Origin of the sequence: Gordonia aichiensis (genome assembly GCF_039946255.1) — a bacterium.
Taxonomy (GTDB): domain Bacteria; phylum Actinomycetota; class Actinomycetes; order Mycobacteriales; family Mycobacteriaceae; genus Gordonia; species Gordonia aichiensis_A.
In genome coordinates, this window is the sequence record NZ_JBCDWL010000009.1 from 129,726 (window position 1) to 152,477 (window position 22,752).

The window sequence follows — 22,752 nt, forward strand, 5'->3', positions numbered from 1 at the left end:
GCCGGGTGAACTCCTTCATCGGACAGCAGCAGGCCACCGGCGACCTCACCTTCGACGTCGACGAGGATCTGCTCGCCCTCATCCGAACCGCCCTTCTGGAAGACCTTCGGTACGGACCCGACGTGACGACGCTCGCGACGGTGCCCGCAGACACCGTCGCCGAGGCGAGGTTCGTCTCGCGGCAGCACGGCGTGGTCGCCGGGCTGCCGGTGGTGCGTGCGGTGCTCGACGAGGTGGTCGGGCCCGACAACTACGTCGTCACCGAGCAGCTCGACGACGGCTCGCGCGTCGAGCCGGGATCGGTCGCCCTGGCCGTGCGAGCACCCGCGACGTCGTTGCTCACCGCCGAGCGCACCGCACTGAACCTGCTGTGCCACCTGTCGGGGATCGCGACGGCGACCGCGGCGTGGGTCGACGCCGTCGACGGGACCAAGGCGAAGATCCGCGACTCCCGTAAGACGCTGCCCGGCCTGCGTTCCCTGCAGAAGTACGCGGTTCGTGCCGGCGGCGGCGTGAACCACCGCATGGGACTGGGCGACGCGGCGCTGATCAAGGACAACCACGTGGTCGCCGCGGGCGGTGTCGGCAAGGCGCTCGAAGCGGTCCGCGCCGCGGCCCCCGACATTCCGGTGGAAGTCGAGGTCGACTCCCTCGATCAGCTCGACGAGGTCCTCGCCCTGGCACCCCAGCTGGTCCTGCTCGACAACTTCGAGCCCTGGGCCACACAGATGGCCGTCACCCGACGGGACGCGACGTCGCCGGAGACCAAGCTCGAATCGTCGGGCGGGCTGACGCTCGACGTCGCCGCCGACTATGCGCGCACCGGCGTCGACTACCTCGCGGTCGGAGCACTCACCCACTCGGTGACCGTCTTGGACTTCGGTTTGGACATGTAGCTCGCGCGACCCGGCCTGGCGCCGCCCGCTGCTGCATGCGGTAGCGGTGCTTGGCCTCGGTCCGCGACCGAGGGCGACGCGCCGGTTCGGTGATGACACTCGAACCGCACGAGCCCGGGCGTGTCGCGCTCGCCGCGGGATGCCCGCAGGAGAGCAGGCCGAGCTCGGGGAGCAGCCAGGAGTTGAGCGCCTGCGCGCGGACGACGAGTCCTTCCGGCGTGGTCGTCTCCGTCCAGACCACGCCGTTCGCGTCGACGATCTGGTCGTCGAGCCAGCCGCTGACGTGCGTTTTGACGCCGTGGTGGAACCGGCACTTCGGGTTGAGGTTGCACCAGCACGTGGGGCCGCCGGCCGCGGGGTCGGCGTGGTCGAACTCCTGCACGTGGTCGAGGTCGCAGTGCCACGCCGACGCCGTGCAACCGCCTGTGGTGCATTCGCCGAACAGTCCGCGGACCAGGGTGTCGCAGGCGGCGGTGGGCCGGTAGGGGTCGGCCGACTGGGCCGACGCGCCGAGCAGCGAGTCGACGGCGACTTCTCGGACGACGGTGTCCGGGCGTGTCGCGATCTCACGCACCCGGGGCGCCGCAAGCGGGCCGACTCCGGCGAGGAAGGCGGGAGTCGTCGAGGCACCGGCGAGCGTCTCCTTGCGGACCACGACGTGCAGGACGATCCGCGCGCATCGCTCGGCGACGTCGTGGTCGGACAGGGTCGCCGCGCACGACTGCTCGCCGCAGCCGCAGCCGAAGGGCCGCCGCGCCATCGCGGCGACTGCGGCGTCCGAACGCAACTGCGGCCGCGTCCGCGGGTCGTTCTCGCACACCCCGGCGACCACCGCGGAGATCGTCGACTCCAGCCGGCTCCGCGTGAGGTCGCCGATCGTGGACAGCCGGTGTGCCGCCTCGGCGTCGATCAGCGCCAGCAGGTCGGCGTCGTCGACGAGCGCGGTGAGCTCGATGGCGCGATGGAACCACGAGGCGGTGATGACGCCGGACCGCATCAGCCGGCCGATGGCCGGGATGCGCTCCAGGCAGGCCACGGCCCGATCGACGAAGTTCTCGGCCGTGCCCTGCCTGAGGCCGGCGGCCACGGCGAACGACGCCGCCGTCTGAGCGAGAGGGTCGTACAGGCGCGTGAAGACGTCGGCGTCCGGGAGGGCCGCAGCCTCGTCGAGCCTGACCTGGAGCAGGCGGTGGACGGCCTCGTACCGATGCCACAGGACCAGGCCCTCGTACGAGTCGGCGCGCGCGGCGAAGGCGAGCATCGCGGCCCGGCCGTCCCGGTCTCGGCCGGAGGTCTCCGGTCGGGCGATCATGATGACGATCGCCTCGTCGGTCACGGTGACGGTTGACCCGGTGACTGGTGACCCGGTGACTGGCGATCCGGTGTTCGAGACGTCGGCCTTCATGATTCCCCCTCCGGTCTCCGCCGCGGCAACGGCGATCGAACTCGTATTCGATGATAGGTTTCGGGTCTGACAATTCGGGTCCGACAATTCGGGTCCGGGCGCCGCGGGGCCGACCGGCCCCGGCCCGGAACCCCCGCGATCGACTCGCCTCGGGTGTCAAGATCACTGTCATGACGCTGATCTGGGATCAACACGCCTGCCTTCCGCTGCAGCGCGACGCGGCCGTCGACCCGCTGCTCCGGTTCCAGAGCCCCGCGCCCACCTACGTCTCGGTGAACGTCGGCTACTCGCCGCAGTCGTTCGCCGACTCCGCGGCACTGCTGGCGCACTTCCGGTCCGAGGTCGATCGCACCGACGGACTGGCGCTCGCACCGACCGTGGCTGACGTCGACCGGGTGTCGGCGGCCGGCGACATCGCGATCGGCTTCGATCTGGAGGATTCGGGTCCGCTCGACGGAGAGCTCGACAATCTCGCTCGGTTCTTCGACCTCGGCGTTCGCACCATGTTGCCGTCGTACAACCACGCGAATGCCGCCGGCTGCGGCTGCCTCGACGCGCAAGACACCGGACTCACCGCGTGGGGACGGGCACTGGTCGCCGAGATGAACCGTGTCGGCATGGTCCCGGACGGCTCGCACTGCAGCGAACGCACCGGACTCGACATGTGCGCGATCTCGACCAAGCCGGTGATCTACAGCCACTCGTGCATGAACGCGGTGTGGCGTCATCCGCGCAACATCACCGACGCTCAGGCCCGCGCCTGCGCGGAGAGCGGCGGCGTGGTCGGCATCACCGGGGTCGGCATCTTCCTCGGCCCCAACACGCCGACCATCGAGGCGATGATCCGGCACATCGAGTACGCCGTCGACCTGATCGGCATCGACCACGTCGGCGTCAGCACCGACCACTCCTTCGACGCCGCCGACTTCCTCGCCGAGATCGCCGACCACCCGGAGGCCTTCGACGACAGCTACACCCGCTGGGGCGTCATCAGGTGGATGCCGCCGGAGACCTTCGTGACCCTCGGGCGGGAACTGGCCGCCCGCGGCTGGCGCGACTCCGACATCGCGCAGTTGCTCGGCGGCAACTTCCGGCGCGTCGCCCTGACGTCCTGGTAGGCCTCCGGGTAGAGCCTCGCGCATCGCGGGCCGTCGGATTCGGGCAAGATGGCTCGTGATGAACCACGCCGTGCGCTCTGCGATCCTGACCGACCTCGATGCCCGCACCCTCCACGGGATCCTGCGACTCCGCGTCGACGCCTTCGTGGTGGAGCAGCGGTGCGCCTATCCCGAGATCGACGGGCGCGATGCCGAATCGACCACGCTGCACTTCTGGTGCGAGGACGAGGACGGCCGCCCGACCGCCACCCTTCGCGTCCTGCTCGACGACGCCTCCCCGGGCCGTCGCGAGTACCGGATCGGCCGCGTCTGCACCCGCCCCGACCGACGGCGGACCGGCCTGATCGCCGCCCTGCTGGACCGTGCGGTCGCCTACATCGGCCGGGACGGCAGCGTCATGGACGCGCAGTCGCACCTGGTCGACATGTACGCGCGGTGGGGCTACCTGCCGGACGGACCCGAGTTCGTCGAAGACGGCATCCCGCACGTGCCGCTGCGCCGGCGGGCGGCCGAATGACGGCGTCGCCTCACGCGGCCCGGCGGCGCCAGGCGAGCGCGCCGCATCCGGCGGCGAACAGCGCCGCGGCGACCGCCGCCGCATAGAGGAGGGCGCCGCCGGGACCCCAGGGCGGGGTGAACGCCAGTTCCTGCCCGGTGCCGAACTGGCCGTTGAGGAAGGGCATGTATCCCTGCAGCGTGTACCCCTTGGGGGCGAGGGCGATCGAGTTCTCGACGAGGAACGCCCACCCGAGCAGGACCGCCGCGGCCACCACCGGCTGCCCGATCAGGGCGCCGACCCCGACGCCGACGCCACAGGCGACGAACGCGTAGACGGGCACGGTGGCCAGAAAGCGCAGGCCCTGCGACGAGGTGAGATCGACGCCGCCGTACACCGCGGGGAACGCCGACGGCAGCACCGTCATCACCACGATCACCAACACGAGGCCCGCCGTGGCCGCCCATCCGCCGCAGACCAGCCAGCGTGCCGCCGGGACGGTCCACGCCCGCGGGAACAGGCATCGCTCCAGGTCGGCCGCTGCGCCGCGCGCCGACGAGGCCTGCGCGGCCGCGGCGATCACCGCCGACACCATCACCGTGAAGGTCAGCACCCAGTAGACGGAGTTCGACGTCTGCACCGACGTCACCCGGATGCCCGACGACATGGTGGCGAAGCGTTCGGCGACCGCGGCGATGGCGAAGGTCACCGCGAGCGGTGCGAGGACCGCTCCGGGCAGGGCGGCCAGCACCAGCGGTCCGCGGAGCCCGCCCAACCGCACGGACTCGGCGCGGGCGGCACGCCACAGCTGCGCGACCGCGGTCACTGCGGGGCTCCGCTCGAAGCAGCTCGGACACCGGCGGCGGCGGGCCGGATCAGGTCGAGGTAGGCCGACTCCAGGTCGGGGTGGGCACCGATCAGATCGGTCACCGACGTGTCGGCGACCAAGCGACCGCGATCGAGCACGATCACCGCGTCGCCGGTGCGGACGACCTCGTCGAACAGATGGGAGGCGATGACCACCGCGCGACCCTCGTCGGCCAGCCCGCGAAGGAGCGTCCGGATCCACCGGATGCCGTCGATGTCGAGGCCGTTCGTCGGCTCGTCGAAGATCAGATTCGGCGGGTCGGGCAGCAGCGCTGCGGCGATGCCGAGGCGCTGTCGCATGCCGAGGGAGTAGTCGGCGATGCGACGGTCGGCGGCGTCGGTGAGCCCGACGCGTCGGCAGACCGTCTCCACGCGCGCGGCGTCGATGCCGCCGGCAGCGGCCAGCCACCGCAGATGACGACGACCGGTGTGCGAGCGATCGGGGCCGGCGGGGGAGCCCGCCGCGTCGGCCCCGAGGTGCACGCCGATCGCGGCGGCAGGTCGGGCGAGGGTGCGCGGCGCTCGACCGTCGATGCGAACTGATCCGTCGCTCGGCCGGACGATTCCGCACATGGTCCGCAGCAGGGTCGACTTGCCCGCTCCGTTGCGTCCGAGCAGGTAGGTCAGGCGGCCGTCGGGGATCTGAGTGCTGACCTCCCGCAGAACCGTGGTCCGCCCGTACCGCACCGAGACCTCGGCGGTCGTGATCATCGGTTGCAGTAGATGTTGAGGCCGACGGTCTTGACGCCCTCGCACATCGAGCTCGCCGCGAGCCGCCAGTTGCCGTCGATCCGCTTGAACTGGATGGTCATCCGGATCGTCGGTCGTCCGGCCGAGCCGCTGTTGAGCGTCGCCGAGACGGTGTCGCCGTTCTGGACCAGGGGACCGGTGACCTTGTTCCAGCCCAGCGGCGGCCGGAACAGGCCGAGGCTGTACACGGTCTTCGGGACGACGACCGCCGCCATCCCGCCCTCGACGTTCGCGGCCTTGGCCTGATCGGACGCCGGGGTCGCGACCAGGAAGTTGACGATGTTCGTCAGGTCGGTGAGCGTCGGTCGTTCGGCCGTCACGCGGAAGTTCGGATCGGTCGGCGACGACGATGACGCCCGGCCGGCTGCCGCCGACGACGTCGGCGAGCCCGCGGCCTGCGCATTCGAGGCCGCGGCGGGCGGCGCCGGCGCGGCCGCAGCGCCCGGAGCGGGTGCTTCGCTGCCGGCCGCCGGTGAGGTCGTCGCGGTCGGCGCAGTCGCCGCGGTCGGGGCGGCGGCCGCGGCCTGACCGAGCTGAACGACCGTCGCCGGCGCTGCGGTCGCGGCGCCGCGATCGCGCGCAACCATCATCCCGGTGATCCCGATGACCAGGACCAGGGCGGCGATGACCGCGGCCGCCCCGCCCGCCGCGAGCACCGTCGGCCAACTGACCGATGAGCCGGCCGCGGGCCTCGCGCGCTGAGCGGTCCGCTGATCGGGCTGCGGCTCGTCACTCGGGTAGTCGTATGGATCTGGTGTGCTGTCCCCGGTCCCCATCGGTGTCTCCTGACTCCTCGATCGCGCTAGTCAACCGCAATCCCATCAAGTTAGTAGCATAGGCTTAGCTAACTTAACGAGTTCGGCGGGGCTCGGTCGTCGTCACTCGCGGGACCGGCGAGGAAAGGATTTGCCGCGGCGCATATCCTGGTGAGTACCGTTCTCTGCCCGGGGTTCGGCTTGTGGAAACGACACAGGATTCGGAGATTCGACGATCATGCTCACCCGAACCGACCTGCGAGGTGCCGTCCCGACGCTCAGCCAGTTGCGTCGCGCGCTTCCGCGCGGCGGAACCGACGTCAACGCCGTGCTTCCTGCGGTGACCCCCGTCGTCGAAGCGATCGCCGAACATGGTGTCCCCGCCGCCCTCGATTACACCGAGAAGTTCGACCGCGTCCGTCCGACCTCTGTGCGGGTGCCCGCCGAGGTGATCGCGCAGGCCCGCCGCGACCTCGATCCGGCGATCGTCGACGCACTCGAGGAGTCGATCCGCCGGGCCCGCCTGGTCCACGCCGACCAGCGCAGGCAGACCACCCTCACGCAGGTCGTCCCCGGCGGGACCGTGGCCGAGAAGTGGATCCCGGTCCGCCGCGTCGGCCTGTACGTGCCGGGCGGCAACGCCGTCTACCCGTCCAGTGTGATCATGAACGTCGTACCCGCACAGGAGGCGGGCGTCGGGTCACTGGTCGTCGCCTCGCCGCCGCAGGCCGACTTCGGCGGTTGGCCGCACCCGACCATCCTGGCCGCGTGCGCGCTGCTCGGCGTCGACGAGGTGTGGGCGGTCGGCGGCGCCCAGGGCATCGCCCTGCTCGCCTACGGCGGAACGGACACCGGCACCGACACCGAGGTCTCGAGGCTCCTCGATCCGGTCGACCTCATCACCGGGCCCGGCAACATCTACGTCACCGCCGCCAAGCGTCTGGTGCGCGGAGTGGTCGGCATCGACGCCGAGGCCGGCCCCACCGAGATCGCGATCCTGGCCGACGACTCCGCGGACCCCGCGGTCGTCGCCGCCGACCTCATCAGCCAGGCCGAGCACGATGTGCTCGCCGCCTCGGTCCTGGTCACCGACAGCGAAGCCCTCGCCGACGCCGTCGACGAGGCTCTCGCGCGCGCCGCCGGCGCCACCAAGCACTCCGAGCGCGTCCTCACCGCGCTGGCCGGACCGCAGTCGGGCATCGTGCTGGTCGACGACATCGAGGCCGGTCTGTCCGTCGTCGACGCGTACGCCGCCGAACACCTCGAGATCCAGACCCGGGACGCCCGCGCCGTCGCCGACCGCGTCACCAGCGCGGGCGCGATCTTCGTCGGCACCTACTCGCCGGTCAGCCTGGGGGACTACAGCGCGGGCTCCAACCACGTCCTCCCGACCTCCGGATCGGCCAAGTACGCCTCGGGACTGTCGGTGCAGACCTTCCTGCGCGGCGTTCACGTCGTCGACTACGACCGGGATGCGCTCGCCGAGATCGCCGATCGGGTCATCACGCTCGCCGACGCGGAGGATCTGCCCGCGCACGGCGAGGCCGTCCAGGCACGGTTCGCCGGGGGCGCCCGGTGACCGTCCCCGGACAGCAGGTGCGCCTGACCGACCTGCCGCTGCGCGACAACCTGCGCGGAAAGTCGCCCTATGGCGCCCCCCAGCTGCAGGTGCCGGTGGTGCTCAACACCAACGAGAACCCGCATCCGCCCAGCCAGGCCCTGATCGACGACGTCGCCGACGCCGTCGCCGCAGCCGCCGAGCAGCTTCACCGGTACCCCGACCGTGACGCCCTCGGCCTGCGCTCGGACCTCGCCGCCTACCTGAGTGGGGCGACCGGCGTCGACCTCACCGTCGACAACATCTGGGCCGCCAACGGGTCCAACGAGATCCTGCAGCAGATCCTGCAGGCCTTCGGCGGACCCGGCCGCAGCGCGATGGGCTTCGTACCGTCGTACTCGATGCACCCGATCATCGCCGACGGCACCCAGACCCGGTGGCTCCCGGTGCCGCGCGCCGCCGACTTCACCCTCGACGTCGAGGCCTCGATCGAGGCGATCGCCGCGGACCGGCCCGACGTGGTCTTCGTGACCTCGCCGAACAACCCCACGGGGGGCAGCGTCGCCCTCGACGACCTGCGCGCGATCCTCGACGCCGCACCGGGCGTGGTCATCGTCGACGAGGCCTACGGCGAGTTCTCCTCGCAGCCCAGCGCCGTCGAACTCCTCGACGAGTACGGCGCCCGACTGATCGTCTCGCGCACCATGAGCAAGGCCTTCGCGTTCGCCGGCGGGCGCCTCGGCTACCTCGCCGCCGCACCCGCCGTCATCGAGGCGCTGCTGCTGGTGCGCCTGCCGTACCACCTGTCCGTCCTCACCCAGGCCGGCGCGCGCGCCGCCCTGCAGCACGCCTCCGAGACCCTGGGCGGGGTCGCCGCGATCGTCGCCGAACGCCGGCGCGTCGTCGCCGCGCTCGTCGCGCAGGGCTACGACGTGACCGAGTCGGACGCCAACTTCATCCTCTTCGGCGAGTTCGCCGACGCACCCGCCACCTGGCAGCGCTACCTCGACCGCGGCGTCCTCATCAGGGACGTCGGCATTCCCGGGCGGCTGCGTGCGACCATTGGACTACCCGCCGAGAACGACGCCTTCCTCGCGGTCAGCGCCGAGCTGGCCGACACCGACCGAAAGCAGCAGTGACCGCAGTGAGCACAGCCCCGTCCGAACGCCGGATCGCCCGCGTCCAGCGCACCACCCGCGAGTCGTCGATCACCGTCGAGATCGACCTCGACGGCACCGGCAAGACCGACATCGACACCTCGGTGCCCTTCTTCGACCACATGCTGACCGCCTTCGGCGCGCACGGCAGCTTCGACCTCACCGTCCACGCCCGCGGCGACATCGACATCGAGGCCCACCACACGGTCGAGGACACCTGCATCGTCCTCGGTCAGGCCATCGGTCAGGCCCTCGGCGACAAGAAGGGCATCCGCCGCTTCGGCGACGCCTGGATCCCGATGGACGAGACCCTCGCCCAAGCCGTGGTCGACGTCTCCGGTCGCCCCTACTGCGTGCACACCGGCGAACCCGACCACATGCTCACCGCCGTCATCGGCGGGTACTCCGGAGGCGACAAGCCGGTCGTCTCCTACGCGACCGTGCTGAACCGGCACTGCTTCGAATCGATCGCCCTGAATGCGCGGATCGCCCTGCATGTGCGTGTGCTGTACGGGCGCGACCAGCACCACATCACCGAGGCCGAGTTCAAGGCCGTGGCCCGCGCACTGCGCGAGGCCGTCGAACCCGATCCGCGAACCAGCGGCATCCCGTCGACGAAGGGCGCCCTGTAGAGCATGACCTCAGTTGCACTGCTCGACTACGGCTCGGGCAACCTCCGATCGGCGCAACGCGCACTCGAACGGGCCGGGGCACAGGTGGAGATCACCTCCGACTTCGAGACCGCGATCAACGCGGACGGGCTGCTGGTCCCCGGCGTCGGGGCCTTCGCCGCCTGCATGGCCGGCCTCAAAGCGGTCCGCGGCGACCGCATCATCGGACGTCGCCTGGCCGGCGGTCGTCCCGTCCTCGGCATCTGCGTCGGCATGCAGATCCTGTTCAGCCACGGCGTCGAGTTCGGCATCGACACCCCCGGCTGCGGTGAGTGGCCCGGATCGGTGACGCGGCTGCGCGCGCCGGTCCTGCCGCACATGGGCTGGAACACCGTCGACGCGCCGGCCGACTCCGTCCTGTTCGCCGGCCTCGACGACGACGCCCGCTTCTACTTCGTGCACTCCTACGCCGTGCAGGAGTGGGAGATGGACACCGCCGGATCGCCGCTGCACGCGCCGAAGCTCACCTGGTCCGACCACGGCGGACCGTTCCTGGCCGCGGTGGAGAACGGGCCGCTGTCGGCCACCCAGTTCCATCCCGAGAAGTCCGGCGACGTCGGCGCTGCGCTGCTGCGCAACTGGGTCGGTGGATTGGCCTGACATGAGCGCGAAAAGCGATGAGGCCCAGCAGTTCTCGATCGGGAAGCTGGTGTTCTACGCGCTGGGTGCCGGGGCCCTGGTCCTGGGGGTGATGCTGCCGATCGTGCTGCTGCTGGCGCGGCCGTATCCGACTGCGGCACTCTGCGTGGCCTTCGCCGCGGTGATCGGCATGGTCGTCGCGATCGCACTGGTGTCACGACGGATGATGGCCGGCGTGCAACGCGAGATCGATCGCAGGCGCGCCGAATTGGAAAGCAAGAAGCGCGGCCCGGACGCCCCGGACCGCACCGATAGTTGAGACAGAGAAGAGAACTGGACTGATGGGCACCCTCGAACTCCTCCCGGCCGTCGACGTCGTCGACGGGCAGGCGGTGCGCCTGGTGAAGGGCGAGGCCGGATCGGAGACCTCCTACGGCTTGCCGCGCGACGCGGCGCTCGCATGGCAGCGCGACGGTGCCCAGTGGCTCCATCTGGTCGACCTGGACGCCGCCTTCGGTCGCGGCGACAACCGCGAACTGCTCGCCCAGGTGACCGCCGAGGTCGAGGTGAAGGTCGAGCTGTCGGGCGGCATCCGCGACGACGCCTCGCTCAAGGCGGCGCTCGCGACCGGGTGCACCCGCGTCAACCTCGGGACCGCCGCGATCGAGAACCCGGAGTGGTGCGCCCGGGCCATCGCCGAGTACGGGGACCAGATCGCGGTGGGCCTGGACGTCACCCGTGACGGCGACTCGTACACCGTGCGCGGCCGCGGCTGGGTCACCGAGGGCGGCGATCTCTGGGAGACGCTCGAACGCCTCAACAACGACGGCTGCGCCCGCTACGTGGTGACCGACGTCAGCAAGGACGGCACGCTGTCCGGACCGAATCTGGAACTGCTCGAGCAGGTGGCGCGCGCCACCGATTCCCCGGTCGTCGCCTCCGGCGGCATCTCGCAGATCGACGATCTGTTGGCGATCGCCGAACTGACCGGCCTCGGGGTGGAGGGCGCGATCATCGGCAAGGCGCTCTACGCGGGCCGTTTCACGCTGCGCGAGGCGCTGGACGCCGTCGCCGCGGTCGGGGGCCGGTGACCTCCGAGATGACAGACCGCCTCGACCTCGACCTGCCCGAGCTGCTGGCCGCAGCGGGTGCGGTGCTCGACGAGGTGACGGGTGCGTTCATCGACGGACTCGGCTCGCCGGGCACACACGTCAAGGGCGTCGGCGACTTCGCGACCGACGTCGACCTGGCGCTCGAGCGTCGGATCGGCGAACTGCTCGAGCAGCGCACCGGCATCGAAGTGCACGGCGAGGAGTTCGGCGGCCCGGCACCGGAGACCGGCGCGATGTGGATCCTCGATCCCATCGACGGGACCTTCAACTACTCGGTCGGGATGCCGCTGGCGGCGATGCTGCTGGCGCTGACCGTCGACGGCGAACCCGTCCTCGGCCTCACCCGCCTGCCGTTGATCGGGCAGAGCTTCGCCGGGCAGGTCGACGGCCCGCTCGTGGTGAACGGCGTCGAGATGCCGCCGGTGGCCGACAGCCCGCTGCAGACGGCGGTGATCGGCTTCGGGGCGTTCAACGCGAAGGCGGGCGGCCGCTACCCGGGCGCCGCGCGCGCCGAACTGCAGCGTCGGCTGAGCTATCGCGCCGGGCGGTTGCGGATGACCGGCTCCAACGGCACCGACGTCGCCTACGTGGCGGCCGGGGTGTTCGGCGGGGCCGTCTCGTTCAGCGCCAAACCCTGGGACAACGCCGCGGGCGCGGCCCTGGTCCGGGCGGCGGGCGGCGTCGCGACCGACATCGCCGGGCGGCCGTGGACCGTGCACTCCACCTCGCTGGTCACCGGCAACAAGCTGCTGCACCGCCAGCTGCTCGACGTGGTCGCCGAGGCCATGCCCGATCAGGTGGCGGCCGCACCGGCCTGAATCATCCCCGCAAGTGAGAACTAAGGAGACCCTCCCGTGAGCGTGGCAGTCCGCGTCATTCCCTGTCTGGACGTCGATGACGGCCGAGTGGTCAAGGGCGTCAACTTCGAGAACCTGCGCGATGCGGGCGATCCGGTGGAGTTGGCCGCCCGGTACGACGCCGAGGGCGCCGACGAGTTGACCTTTCTCGACGTCACGGCCTCGAGCTCGGGGCGCGGCACCATGCTCGACGTGGTCCGCCGCACCGCCGACGCGATCTTCATCCCGCTGACCGTCGGCGGCGGGATCCGCACCGTCGACGACGTCGACACCATGCTGCGCGCCGGCGCCGACAAGGTCAGCGTCAACACCGCGGCCATCGCCCGGCCCGAGGTGCTCCGGGAGATGAGCCAGCGTTTCGGTTCGCAGTGCATCGTGCTGTCGGTGGATGCGCGGACCGTCCCCGCGGGCGGCGAACCGACCCCGTCGGGCTGGGAGGTGACCACGCACGGCGGTCGCCGCAGCACGGGCATCGACGCGATCGAGTGGGCGCGCCGCGGGGAGGAACTGGGCGTCGGCGAGATCCTGCTGAACTCGATGGACGCCGACGGCACCAAGGCGGGCTTCGACCTGCCGATGATCGAGGCGGTCCGCGCCGCGGTGTCGATCCCGGTGATCGCCAGCGGCGGCGCAGGCCGGGTGGCCGACTTCGCGCCGGCCGTTCAGGCGGGCGCCGACGCGGTGCTGGCCGCCTCGGTGTTCCACTTCGGCGACATGACCATCGGCGAGGTCAAGGACGCCATGCGGGCCGAGCACATCACCGTCCGCTGACACCCGTTGGCTGACACGCCGTTCGCTGACAGCCCCGTCCGGCACAGGCGTTATTCACGGAAAGAGGAAGACCATGGCGTTGCCCGCACAGCTGGCAGCATCGCTCAAACGGAACGACGACGGCTTGTTCGCCGCGATCGCGCAGGAACGCTCCACCGGCATCGTGCTGATGATGGCGTGGATGGACGACGAAGCGCTCGAACGCACCCTCGCCACCCGTCAGGCCACCTACTACTCGCGGTCGCGGCAGCAGTACTGGGTCAAGGGCGAGACGAGCGGACACACCCAGTACGTGCACGACATCCGCGTCGACTGCGACGGCGACACCCTGCTGCTGACCGTCGACCAGGTCGGCGCCGCCTGCCACACCGGAAGCCACAGTTGCTTCGACACGGACGCCCTGGAGTTCGGGGTCCCGTCGAGCCTGTCCGACGACGAGGGACGGTGAGACCATGCCGCTGATTCAGATCTCACAGACCCCGGGTCTGTCCGACCGCGTCAAGCGCGAGACCATCGCCGCGGTCACCGAGGCGTACGCCAAGGCGACCGGCAAGAACCCGGACTCGGTGTGGGTGACGATCACCGAGGTGCCGCGCCAGCACTGGGGCGTCGGCGGAGAACCGCTCGGATGACCGCCGTCACGGGCCGCGATGCGCGCGGCCGCGAGCAGAACGGGACAGCAGCATGAACGGGGCAGCAGCATGAACGCGGAGACCACCTCCCTGGAGACCTTCCGGGACCTCGCGGTCGACCACCGCGTCGTCCCGGTGACGCGCAAGGTGCTGGCCGACTCGGAGACACCGCTGTCGGTGTACCGGAAGCTGGCACGGTCCGGAGCGGACGCGCCCACCGAGCGGAGCGACGGGACCTTCCTGCTCGAGTCGGCGCCGAACGGGCAGTCGTGGTCGCGCTGGTCGTTCATCGGCGCCGGGACGCGGTCGGCGCTCACGGTGGTCGACGGGCAGGCCCACTGGTGGGGCGACGTGCCCGCCGGCGCCCCCGTCGGCGGCGACCCGGTCGCGGCCCTGGCGGAGTCCCTGCGCCTGCTGCACACCGAGCCCCTCGCCGACATGCCGCCGCTGACCGGCGGCTTCGTCGGCTTCATGGCCTACGACTTCGTGCGGCGCCTGGAGCGGCTGCCCGAGACGACCGTCGACGACCTGCACCTGCCCGACATGTGTTGGCTGCTGGTCGCCGACCTCGCCGCCTTCGACCACCACGAGGGCACCATCACGCTGATCGCCAACGCCGTCAACTGGGACGGCAGCGACGAGCGGGTCGAGGAGGCCTACCACGACGCGGTGGCCCGGCTCGATGCGATGACGCGCGCCCTCGCCGCGCCGGACCCGTCGACGGTCTCCACCTTCACCCGGCCCGCCCCCGAGTACCGGTCGCAGCGATCGCTCGACGACTACCGGAAGATCGTCGACGGCCTCGTCGGTGAGATCGAGGCCGGAGAGGCCTTCCAGGTGGTCCCGTCGATGCGATTCGAGATCGACACCGACGCCGACCCGATCGACGTGTACCGGGTGCTGCGGGCGTCGAACCCGAGCCCGTACATGTACCTGCTGCAGATGCCGGGAATCGGGCGCGAGTCGTTCACGATCGTCGGCTCGTCGCCGGAGGCGCTCGTGACGGTCTCCGATCGGGTCGCGACGACGCACCCCATCGCGGGCACGCGCTGGCGCGGTGCCACCGATGAGGAGGACCAGCTGCTGGCGAAGGGGCTGCTCGAGGACGAGAAGGAGAACTCCGAGCACCTGATGCTCGTCGACCTCGGCCGCAACGATCTGGGACGGGTCTGCGAACCGGGCTCGGTCCGCGTCACCGACTACCGTCGGGTGGAGCGCTACAGCCACGTGATGCATCTGGTGTCGACGGTCTCGGGCAGCCTGCGCGAGGGAAAGCACGCCCTCGACGCGGTCGCCGCCTGCTTCCCGGCGGGCACGCTGACCGGTGCGCCGAAGGTGCGGGCGATGGAACTGATCGAGGCCAATGAGCTCACCCGGCGCGGCCTGTACGGCGGCGTGGTCGGCTACCTGGACTTCGCGGGCAACGCCGACACCGCGATCGCCATCCGGACCGCGCTGATGTCGGGACAGACCGCCTACGTGCAGGCCGGCGGCGGCGTCGTCGCCGACAGCGACGCCGAATACGAGTTCAACGAGGCCCGCAACAAGGCCTCGGCGGTACTCGCGGCCGTCGCGGCCGCAGGCACGATGGAACCCGTGTCGGCCACAAGCACGATGAAGACTGTGTCGGAGGAGGACCGATGAGCGAGAAGCAGGGCGCGGCCGAGACGACGACCGGTTCGGGATCGTCCCCGCAGCCGGTGAACCGCCGGCTCCAGGCGATCTCCTCGGTACTGATCCTGCTCGCCGCCCTCGGGCTGTGGGGGGCCTCGCAGATGACGTGGGCGACGGTCCTGGTCGGAGAGGACCTGGGACCCGGCTACGAGGTGACCGTCCGCGGGTCGGACTGGAGTCCGTGGCTGGTGCCGGTCGCGATCGCGATGGCCGCCGCGGTGGTCGCGGCGTTCGCCGTGCGCGGCTGGGTGCTGCGTGCGCTGGCGATCCTGGTCGCGCTCGGCGGCGTGCTGGCGATCTTCCCGGCCGTCTCGCTGCTGACCGAGGGGCAGGACAACAACTACGTCGCGCGGATGGCGGGCGTCTCCACGCGCAAGGCCGTCCTCGGCATTCCGACCGAGTCGACGCCCGGATACCTGGTCATCGCCGCGGCGATCTGCGCGATCGTCGGCGCCGTCCTGATGATTCGCACGGCCCGGCAGGGCGGGATGTCCTCGAAGTACTCCTCGCCGGCCGCGCGCCGCGACGAACTCGAACGGCAGATCTTCGCCGAGCGGGAGCGAGCGGCCGCCACCGGCGAGCAGTCGGCGCCCGAGACCAACGAGCGACTCCTGTGGGACTCGCTCGACGAAGGAATCGACCCGACCGACGACGCCGACCGCAAGTGAGGACGAGTGTGGACGAGCCGACACCGGGTGCCGCGATCGTCGCCGACCGCGTCGAAGTGACCCCGGACTCCCGCGCGGGAACGCTCGTGCCTACTCTTGATGACAAGCAGTGAAAGGGGCCGATAGCCGTGAGCAATCAGTCAGTGCTCGATTCGATCATCGAGGGTGTCAAGGCTGACGTCGCGGCGCGCGAAGCGGTGCTCGACCTCGCCGCCGTGAAGAAGGCCGCGGCCGCAGCGCCGGGACCGCGCGACGCGATGGCCGCGCTGAGCCAGTCCGACATCGCCGTGATCGCCGAAGTGAAGCGATCGAGCCCGTCGAAGGGCGTGCTGGCGAACATCCCGGATCCCGCCGACCTGGCGAAGGCGTATGAGGACGGCGGCGCGCGGATCGTCAGCGTCCTCACCGAGGAACGACGATTCGGCGGCTCGCTCGCCGACCTCGACGCCGTCCGCGCCGCGATCGACATCCCGATCCTGCGCAAGGACTTCATCGTCGGGCCGTACCAGATCCACGAGGCCCGCGCGCACGGCGCCGACGTCATCCTGCTGATCGTCGCCGCCCTGGAGCAGCCGGTCCTCGCCTCGCTGCTCGACCGCACCGAGTCGCTCGGCATGACCGCGCTGGTCGAGGTGCACACCGAGGAGGAGGCCGACCGCGCGCTGGAGGCCGGCGCCAAGGTCGTCGGCGTCAACGCCCGCAACCTGAAGACCCTCACGGTCGACCGCGACAGCTTCGCCCGCATCGCGCCGGGCCTGCCGTCGAGCGTCATCAAGGTCGCCGAATCGGGTGTCCGCGGACCGGCCGACCTGCTCGCGTACGCCGGTGCCGGCGCCGACGCGATCCTCGTCGGCGAGGGCGTCGTGACGAGCGGTGATCCGCGTCTGGCGGTCGCCGACCTGGTGGCGGCCGGGGCGCACCCGTCGTGCCCCAAGCCGTCCCGCTGACCCGCGCCCGAACCGACTCTCGAAACCTCGATCCGCCTGTGCCGCAGGGGGATCGAGGCCGTCGGTAATTGACTTGCCGCCCGCACGACACGATGAGGATACTGAAGAACGTGACCGCGAATCCCGAAGAATTCCCACACGCCAGCGACGGCGTCAGCAACGTCCACCCGATCGGGCCCGACGAGTTGGGGCACTGGGGCGACTTCGGTGGCCGGCACGTTCCCGAGGCGCTCATGGCGGTGATCGAGGAGGTCACCGCCACCTACGAGAAGCTGCGCGCCGACAACGACTTCCTCGCCGAACTCGACCGTCTGCAGCGCGACTACACGGGTCGTCCGTCGCCGCTCTACGAGGCCGAGCGGATGAGTGCCGAGGCCGGCGGTGCCCGCCTGTTCCTCAAGCGCGAGGATCTCAACCACACCGGTTCGCACAAGATCAACAATGTGCTCGGCCAGGCGCTGCTGGCGAAGAAGATGGGCAAGACACGCATCATCGCCGAGACCGGCGCCGGCCAGCACGGCGTCGCCACGGCCACCGCCTGCGCGCTGCTCGGGCTCGAATGCCTCGTCTACATGGGCCGCGTCGACACCGAGCGGCAGGCGCTCAACGTCGCCCGGATGCGGCTGCTGGGCGCCACCGTCGTCGCCGTCGAGACCGGTTCGGCCACCCTCAAGGACGCGATCAACGAGGCGCTTCGCGACTGGGTCACCAACGCCGACAACACCTACTACTGCTTCGGCACCGCCGCCGGACCGCATCCGTTCCCGATGATGGTGCGCGACTTCCAGCGGATCATCGGCATGGAGACCCGGGTGCAGATCCTGGAGAGGATCGGCCGCCTGCCCGACGCGGTGACCGCGTGCGTCGGCGGCGGATCCAACGCGATCGGCATGTTCCACCCGTTCCTCGACGACGAGAGCGTCCGGATGGTGGGCTTCGAGGCCGGCGGCGACGGCGTCGAGACCGGCAGGCATGCGGCGACCTTCGCCGGCGGCAGCCCCGGCGCCTTCCAGGGCGCCTACTCGTACCTGCTGCAGGACGACGACGGTCAGACCATCGAATCGCACTCGATCTCGGCGGGCCTGGACTATCCGGGCGTGGGACCCGAGCACGCCTACCTGCTGTCGATCGGGCGGGCCGAGTACCGTCCGGTCACCGACAGCGAGGCGATGGAGGCGCTGGCCCTGCTCTCGCACAAGGAGGGCATCATCCCCGCGATCGAGTCGGCGCACGCCGTCGCCGGCGCGCTGAAGCTCGGGCGCGAGCTGGGGGAGGGCGCCGTGATCGTGGTGAACCTGTCCGGTCGCGGAGACAAGGACGTCGACACCGCCGCCCACTGGTTCGGCCTGTACGACAAGCCGCCGTCAGAGACCGAGTACGCCGCCCGACTGGCGGCAGGCGCGAAGAACGCAGCCGAGCAGAACGCAGCCGAGCCGAGCGCAGACGAGAACAGCGCAGGGGAGAAGAACCAGTGAGCGTCCACACCGCACCCGCGTCGCGCCTCGGCGACACCTTCGCCGCCTGCCGGGCCGAGAACCGCGCCGCGCTCATCGGCTACTTCCCGGTCGGCTACCCCGACCTCGAGACCTCGGTGACGACGGTGCGGACCATGGTCGAGGCCGGCTGCGACATCGTCGAGATCGGTGTCCCGTACTCCGACCCGGTGATGGACGGACCGACCATCGCGCGAGCCGCCGAGAAGGCCATCGCCGGCGGCACCCGGGTCCGCGACGTGATGGTCGCCGCCGAGGCGATCGCCGAGGCCGGCGCCCAGCCGGTGGTGATGAGCTACTGGAACCTGATCCTGAAGTACGGCGTCGACGCCTTCGCCCGGGACCTCTCGGCAGCCGGTGGCGCGGGCCTGATCACGCCCAACCTGATCCCGGAGGAGGGCACCGAATGGCATGCCGCCTCCGACGCCCACGACATCGACCGGATCTATCTGGTCGCGCCGTCGTCCACGCCGGAACGGATCGCCCTGACCGTCGACGCGTGCCGCGGCTTCGTGTACGCGGCCTCGACGATGGGTGTGACGGGTGCACGGAGCTCGGTGTCGAATGCGGCGCCGGAACTGTGCGCCCGCGTCCGTGAATACTCCGACATCCCGATCGGTGTCGGCCTCGGTGTCCGGGACGGCGACCAGGCCGCGGAGATCGGTGCATACGCCGACGGCGTCATCGTCGGATCGGCGATCGTCTCGGCGGTCGATCGAGGACAGGCCGCGGTGGCCGAACTGGTCTCCGACCTCGCCGCAGGCGTGCGCCGCGCCCGTAGCTGAGACAGCCGGCCGCGGCGCACCCGCCGCGGCCGCCGGTCGGCGCCGTGAGGTCCGGGGAAGATCATGGCGCGGTTGCAAGATACTGTGGCAGCTGTGAATGACGGAACCGTCCTCGCGTACATCCCGAGCCCCTCGCAAGGAGTGTGGCATCTCGGGCCCGTGCCGATTCGCGCCTACGCCCTCTGCATCATCGTCGGCATCATCGTCGCCGTCTGGTGGGGCAGCCGACGCTGGCGGGCGCGCGGCGGGCAGCCCGGCGAGGTCATCGACGTCGCCCTGTGGGCGGTGCCCTTCGGCCTGGTCGGCGGACGTCTGTACCACGTCCTCACCGACTGGAACACGTACTTCGGTCCCGGTGGAAAGGGGCTCGGCGGAGCGTTCCGGATCTGGGACGGCGGACTAGGCATCTGGGGAGCGGTGGCACTGGGTGCCGTCGGTGCCTGGATCGGTGCGCGGAACATGGGCATCAAGCTGCCTCCCTTCGGCGACGCGCTGGCACCGGCCATCCTGCTGGCGCAGGCCATCGGCCGCTTCGGCAACTACTTCAACCAGGAGCTCTTCGGTCGCCCGACCACCGTGCCGTGGGGGCTGGAGATCTACGACCGCGTCGACGCCAACGGCATCGTCTCCTACAAGCTGATCGACGGCGTGTCCACCGGACACGTCTACGCGGTGGTGCATCCGACGTTCCTGTACGAGATGATCTGGAACGTCCTCGTCGTGATCGCCCTGGTGCTCATCGACCGCCGCTTCCGCATCGGTCACGGCAGGCTCTTCGCGATGTACGTCGCGGGCTACTGCGTCGGCCGGTTCGGCGTCGAATTGATGCGCGACGACTTCGCGACACACATCTTCGGCGTCCGCATCAACGTCTTCACCGCCGCGATCGTCTTCCTCTGCGCCGCGCTGTACGTGGTGATGGCGCCGAAGGGCCGCGAGACCGGTCTGACGATGTACTGGCCCGACCGCGCCGAGGAACTCGCCGCCGAGGGAGCCACCGGGTATGTGACCCCCGAGGTACCGGAGGAGGACGCCGACGAGGGCGAGGGCGGGGACGAGGGCGACCGCGGTGCGGTCGATCGTGACGAGGTCGAGGGCACCGCTGCGGCAGCGGCGGCGGGCGCGGCGGCAGCTACCGCAGCGGCGACGGTGCCGGAGGGGGACGCTTCCGAAGCCGCTGGTGAGGCCGCGGACGCTGAACCGGCTGACTCGGGATCGGCGGCCGACTCGGTAACAGCCGACTCGACATGGGCACGGCCCGAGAGTGACACGTCGGACGACGCCGCTTCGGAGCCTGCTGAACCGGAAGCGGCCGAGCCGGAGTTCGAGGTGGCCGCGACCCGGGCTGCACTGTTCGCCGAGGAGGATTCGGACCTGGGGGAACCAGCCGAGTCTGAGTCTGAGTCTGAGTCGGAATCGGCGTCGGAATCCGGATCGGAGACCGCTTCTGAGGCGGAGCCCGAGCCCGAGACCGAGAATGCAGAGCCGGCCGTCGCAACAGAGGTGCTCGCGGCCGACGAGGACGAATCCGAGCCGACCGCGCAGGCATCGACCGAAGAAGTGCCGGGCGACGCAGGGCCGACTGAAGCAGGGCCGACTGAAGTCGCATCGACCGATGCGGGGCCGACCGAGGCAGAGCCTGCGGAGTCCGCAGGGCCTGAGGGCGGCGAGCCGGCGAACGCGGCACCGGAGACCGATGAGTCCGAGGACGCAGCGGCCGCGGTCGACGAGCAAGCTGAACCCGATCAGAGCGAGACCTCCGCAGAGGAGTCCGCCGAGGAGTCCGGGACCCCGGCCGTCGAACCGACCGGCCGGGTGATCCCGGGACGCGAACCGTCGATCACCGATTCGGTGTCGGCCCAGGGGTACACGATCGTCCCCGCCGACGACGAGGAGCTGTCCGGCATCACGATCATCGAGGAGAATCCGGGTGGATCGGCGGGCGCGATCGAGATCCGCCGCGCCGACGACAAGGACTGACGGTCGCCGTTCCCGGCAGGTTACCGAAGAGTCGGAAAACGGTGGGTGGTCCCGCAGCCAGCGGGGATTGAGACTGAGGCGACATGCCACGGCCAGACGGCTAGCCTTATGGAGTGACTCGTCGTACGAAAATCGTCTGCACCCTCGGTCCTGCCACCAATACCCTCGCCACCATCACCGAACTCGTCGAGTGCGGGATGGACGTGGCGCGCATGAACTTCAGCCACGGCGCCCATGCCGATCACCAAAGCGTCTACGAGGCCGTCCGCGCGGCCAGTGAGGCCACCGGCAAGCCGGTCGGCATCCTCGCCGATCTGCAGGGCCCCAAGATCCGGCTCGGAAAGTTCGAGGACAACGGCCGCCCGAACGGCGCCGTCGACTGGAACGACGGTGAGCAGGTGCGGATCACCGTGGACGATGTCATCGGCAACCACGACCGGGTCTCGACCACCTACTCGAAGCTGGCCGAGGACGCGGAGCCGGGCGACCGGCTGCTCGTCGACGACGGCAAGGTCGGCCTCATCGTCGACCGGGTCGACGGCAACGACGTGGTGTGCACCGTCACCGAAGGCGGCACCGTCAGCAACAACAAGGGGCTGTCGATGCCCGGCATGAAGATCTCGGTGCCGGCCATGTCGGAGAAGGACATCGCCGACCTCGAGTTCGCGCTCGGACTGGGCGTCGACCTGGTCGCACTGTCGTTCGTCCGCAGCCCCGCCGACATCGAACTCGTGCACGCGGTCATGGATCGGGTCGGCCGCCGCGTCCCGGTGGTCGCCAAGCTGGAGAAGCCGGAGGCCATCGACAACCTCGAAGCGGTGATCCTGGCCTTCGACGCGATCATGGTCGCGCGCGGCGACCTCGGCGTCGAGATGCCGCTGGAAGAGGTGCCGCTGGTGCAGAAGCGGGCCATCCAGATGGCGCGCGAGAACGCCAAGCCGGTCATCGTCGCCACGCAGATGCTCGACTCGATGATCGAGAACTCCCGACCCACCCGCGCCGAGGCGTCCGACGTCGCCAACGCCGTTCTCGACGGCGCCGACGCGGTGATGCTGTCGGGCGAGACCTCCGTCGGCAAGTACCCGCACGAGACGGTGCGGACCATGAGCCGCATCGTGTCGGCCGTGGAGAACGGCACGCGCGACGTGCCGCCGCTCAAGCACGTGCCCCGCACCCGGCGCGGCGTCGTCACCTACGCCGCGCGCGACATCGCCGAGCGGCTGGGTGCCGCCGCGATCATCGCGTTCACCGAGTCCGGCGACACCGTGCGCCGCGTGGCCCGCCTGCACTCGCGGGTGCCGCTGCTCGGTTTCACCGCGACCGAGGACACCCATCGGCAGCTCGCCGTCAGCTGGGGTGTCGACTCGCACCTGGTCTCGCGCAAGGAGCACACCGACTCGATGATCGATCAGGTCGACGAGGTGCTGACCGCGAACGGTCGGGTCAAGAAGGGCGACACCGTCGTCATCATCGCCGGCGCACCCGCCTCGGTGATCGGCTCGACCAACTTCGTGCACGTGCACCGGATCGGTGAGCAGGACCACTGACCCCGAGCGGCGGTGCGGCTCGGCTGCGGGTCGC

23 protein-coding genes and 1 pseudogene are annotated in these 22,752 nt (G+C 70.6%); 20 read left to right on the forward strand and 4 right to left on the reverse strand.

What is annotated here, in order from left to right; genetic code table 11:
- The first annotated feature begins 5 nt into the window (after nt 1-5).
- Entirely contained in the window at nt 6-896 is an 891-nt protein-coding gene (gene nadC / locus AAFO60_RS12665) for a carboxylating nicotinate-nucleotide diphosphorylase (protein WP_347956559.1), read from the forward strand.
- Here the strand turns inward: nadC and AAFO60_RS12670 are convergent.
- Nucleotides 853-2,301, reverse strand: a complete 1,449-nt coding sequence (locus AAFO60_RS12670; RefSeq protein ID WP_347956560.1) for a DUF222 domain-containing protein — start codon at nt 2,299-2,301, stop codon at nt 853-855. The two genes, nadC and AAFO60_RS12670, sit on opposite strands and share 44 nt — an antisense overlap.
- Before the next feature lie 170 nt (nt 2,302-2,471).
- Between AAFO60_RS12670 and AAFO60_RS12675 the strand changes: the two genes are divergently transcribed.
- Together AAFO60_RS12675 and AAFO60_RS12680 are read left to right on the forward strand one after the other, a co-directional pair.
- A complete protein-coding gene (locus tag AAFO60_RS12675; RefSeq protein WP_347956561.1) occupies nt 2,472-3,419 on the forward strand; it encodes a dipeptidase in 948 nt (315 codons plus the stop codon).
- Between the two features lie 58 nt (nt 3,420-3,477).
- Nucleotides 3,478-3,936 (forward strand): GNAT family N-acetyltransferase, encoded by a 459-nt coding sequence (locus tag AAFO60_RS12680; RefSeq protein ID WP_347956562.1) that lies wholly within the window; start codon nt 3,478-3,480, stop codon nt 3,934-3,936.
- A gap of 10 nt (nt 3,937-3,946) precedes the next feature.
- On the opposite strand, the gene AAFO60_RS12685 is transcribed toward AAFO60_RS12680, so the two are convergent.
- From AAFO60_RS12685 to AAFO60_RS12695, 3 genes and pseudogenes are all read right to left on the reverse strand, one after another.
- A complete protein-coding gene (locus AAFO60_RS12685) occupies nt 3,947-4,741 on the reverse strand; it encodes an ABC transporter permease (protein WP_347956563.1) in 795 nt (264 codons plus the stop codon).
- Nucleotides 4,738-5,493 (reverse strand): ABC transporter ATP-binding protein, encoded by a 756-nt coding sequence (locus tag AAFO60_RS12690; protein ID WP_347956564.1) that lies wholly within the window; start codon nt 5,491-5,493, stop codon nt 4,738-4,740. Before AAFO60_RS12690 ends, AAFO60_RS12685 begins: the two co-directional genes overlap by 4 nt.
- Nucleotides 5,490-5,903, reverse strand: a pseudogene (locus AAFO60_RS12695) (hypothetical protein); the annotation flags it as partial. The gene AAFO60_RS12690 and the pseudogene AAFO60_RS12695, both read right to left, overlap by 4 nt.
- A gap of 622 nt (nt 5,904-6,525) precedes the next feature.
- Between AAFO60_RS12695 and hisD the strand changes: the two are divergent.
- The 17 genes from hisD (at nt 6,526) to pyk (ending at nt 22,718) form a co-directional block, all read left to right on the forward strand.
- A complete protein-coding gene (gene hisD, locus AAFO60_RS12700) occupies nt 6,526-7,866 on the forward strand; it encodes a histidinol dehydrogenase (RefSeq protein ID WP_347956565.1) in 1,341 nt (446 codons plus the stop codon).
- Nucleotides 7,863-8,984 carry a histidinol-phosphate transaminase gene (locus AAFO60_RS12705; protein WP_347956566.1) on the forward strand — a complete coding sequence of 374 codons (1,122 nt, stop codon included), beginning with the start codon at nt 7,863-7,865 and terminating at the stop codon, nt 8,982-8,984. The genes hisD and AAFO60_RS12705 overlap by 4 nt, the downstream gene beginning before the upstream one ends.
- A 5-nt stretch (nt 8,985-8,989) precedes the next feature.
- Nucleotides 8,990-9,634, forward strand: a complete 645-nt coding sequence (gene hisB, locus AAFO60_RS12710) for an imidazoleglycerol-phosphate dehydratase HisB (protein ID WP_347956567.1) — start codon at nt 8,990-8,992, stop codon at nt 9,632-9,634.
- Between the two features lie 3 nt (nt 9,635-9,637).
- Nucleotides 9,638-10,273, forward strand: coding sequence for an imidazole glycerol phosphate synthase subunit HisH (hisH, locus tag AAFO60_RS12715; protein ID WP_347956568.1), 636 nt, complete (start codon nt 9,638-9,640; stop codon nt 10,271-10,273).
- 1 nt (nt 10,274) lies between these two features.
- Complete coding sequence (locus AAFO60_RS12720) at nt 10,275-10,571, forward strand: hypothetical protein (RefSeq protein ID WP_347956569.1); 297 nt, start codon at nt 10,275-10,277, stop codon at nt 10,569-10,571.
- Between the two features lie 22 nt (nt 10,572-10,593).
- On the forward strand, nt 10,594-11,343 hold the full coding sequence (gene priA, locus AAFO60_RS12725) for a bifunctional 1-(5-phosphoribosyl)-5-((5-phosphoribosylamino)methylideneamino)imidazole-4-carboxamide isomerase/phosphoribosylanthranilate isomerase PriA (RefSeq protein WP_347956570.1): 750 nt from the start codon (nt 10,594-10,596) through the stop codon (nt 11,341-11,343).
- A gap of 8 nt (nt 11,344-11,351) precedes the next feature.
- On the forward strand, nt 11,352-12,182 hold the full coding sequence (locus AAFO60_RS12730; protein WP_347956571.1) for an inositol monophosphatase family protein: 831 nt from the start codon (nt 11,352-11,354) through the stop codon (nt 12,180-12,182).
- Between the two features lie 36 nt (nt 12,183-12,218).
- Complete coding sequence (gene hisF / locus AAFO60_RS12735; RefSeq protein ID WP_347956572.1) at nt 12,219-12,992, forward strand: imidazole glycerol phosphate synthase subunit HisF; 774 nt, start codon at nt 12,219-12,221, stop codon at nt 12,990-12,992.
- Nucleotides 12,993-13,065: 73 nt separating this feature from the next.
- Nucleotides 13,066-13,440, forward strand: a complete 375-nt coding sequence (gene hisI, locus AAFO60_RS12740; RefSeq protein WP_347956573.1) for a phosphoribosyl-AMP cyclohydrolase — start codon at nt 13,066-13,068, stop codon at nt 13,438-13,440.
- 4 nt (nt 13,441-13,444) lie between these two features.
- Entirely contained in the window at nt 13,445-13,624 is a 180-nt protein-coding gene (locus AAFO60_RS12745) for a tautomerase family protein (protein WP_006895384.1), read from the forward strand.
- 69 nt (nt 13,625-13,693) lie between these two features.
- On the forward strand, nt 13,694-15,268 hold the full coding sequence (locus AAFO60_RS12750; RefSeq protein ID WP_347956574.1) for an anthranilate synthase component I: 1,575 nt from the start codon (nt 13,694-13,696) through the stop codon (nt 15,266-15,268).
- Entirely contained in the window at nt 15,265-15,966 is a 702-nt protein-coding gene (locus AAFO60_RS12755) for a TIGR02234 family membrane protein (RefSeq protein ID WP_347956575.1), read from the forward strand. The genes AAFO60_RS12750 and AAFO60_RS12755 overlap by 4 nt, the downstream gene beginning before the upstream one ends.
- A gap of 128 nt (nt 15,967-16,094) precedes the next feature.
- Nucleotides 16,095-16,913, forward strand: a complete 819-nt coding sequence (gene trpC / locus AAFO60_RS12760) for an indole-3-glycerol phosphate synthase TrpC (protein ID WP_347956576.1) — start codon at nt 16,095-16,097, stop codon at nt 16,911-16,913.
- A 110-nt stretch (nt 16,914-17,023) separates the two neighbouring features.
- Nucleotides 17,024-18,388 carry a tryptophan synthase subunit beta gene (gene trpB, locus AAFO60_RS12765; protein WP_424310415.1) on the forward strand — a complete coding sequence of 455 codons (1,365 nt, stop codon included), beginning with the start codon at nt 17,024-17,026 and terminating at the stop codon, nt 18,386-18,388.
- Nucleotides 18,385-19,191: a tryptophan synthase subunit alpha gene (gene trpA / locus AAFO60_RS12770; RefSeq protein WP_347956578.1), complete on the forward strand. Its 807-nt coding sequence runs from the start codon at nt 18,385-18,387 to the stop codon at nt 19,189-19,191. Before trpB ends, trpA begins: the two co-directional genes overlap by 4 nt.
- 63 nt (nt 19,192-19,254) lie before the next feature.
- A complete protein-coding gene (lgt, locus tag AAFO60_RS12775; protein ID WP_432211710.1) occupies nt 19,255-21,171 on the forward strand; it encodes a prolipoprotein diacylglyceryl transferase in 1,917 nt (638 codons plus the stop codon).
- 113 nt (nt 21,172-21,284) lie between these two features.
- Nucleotides 21,285-22,718 carry a pyruvate kinase gene (gene pyk, locus AAFO60_RS12780; protein ID WP_347956580.1) on the forward strand — a complete coding sequence of 478 codons (1,434 nt, stop codon included), beginning with the start codon at nt 21,285-21,287 and terminating at the stop codon, nt 22,716-22,718.
- The last annotated feature ends 34 nt before the right edge of the window (nt 22,719-22,752 follow it).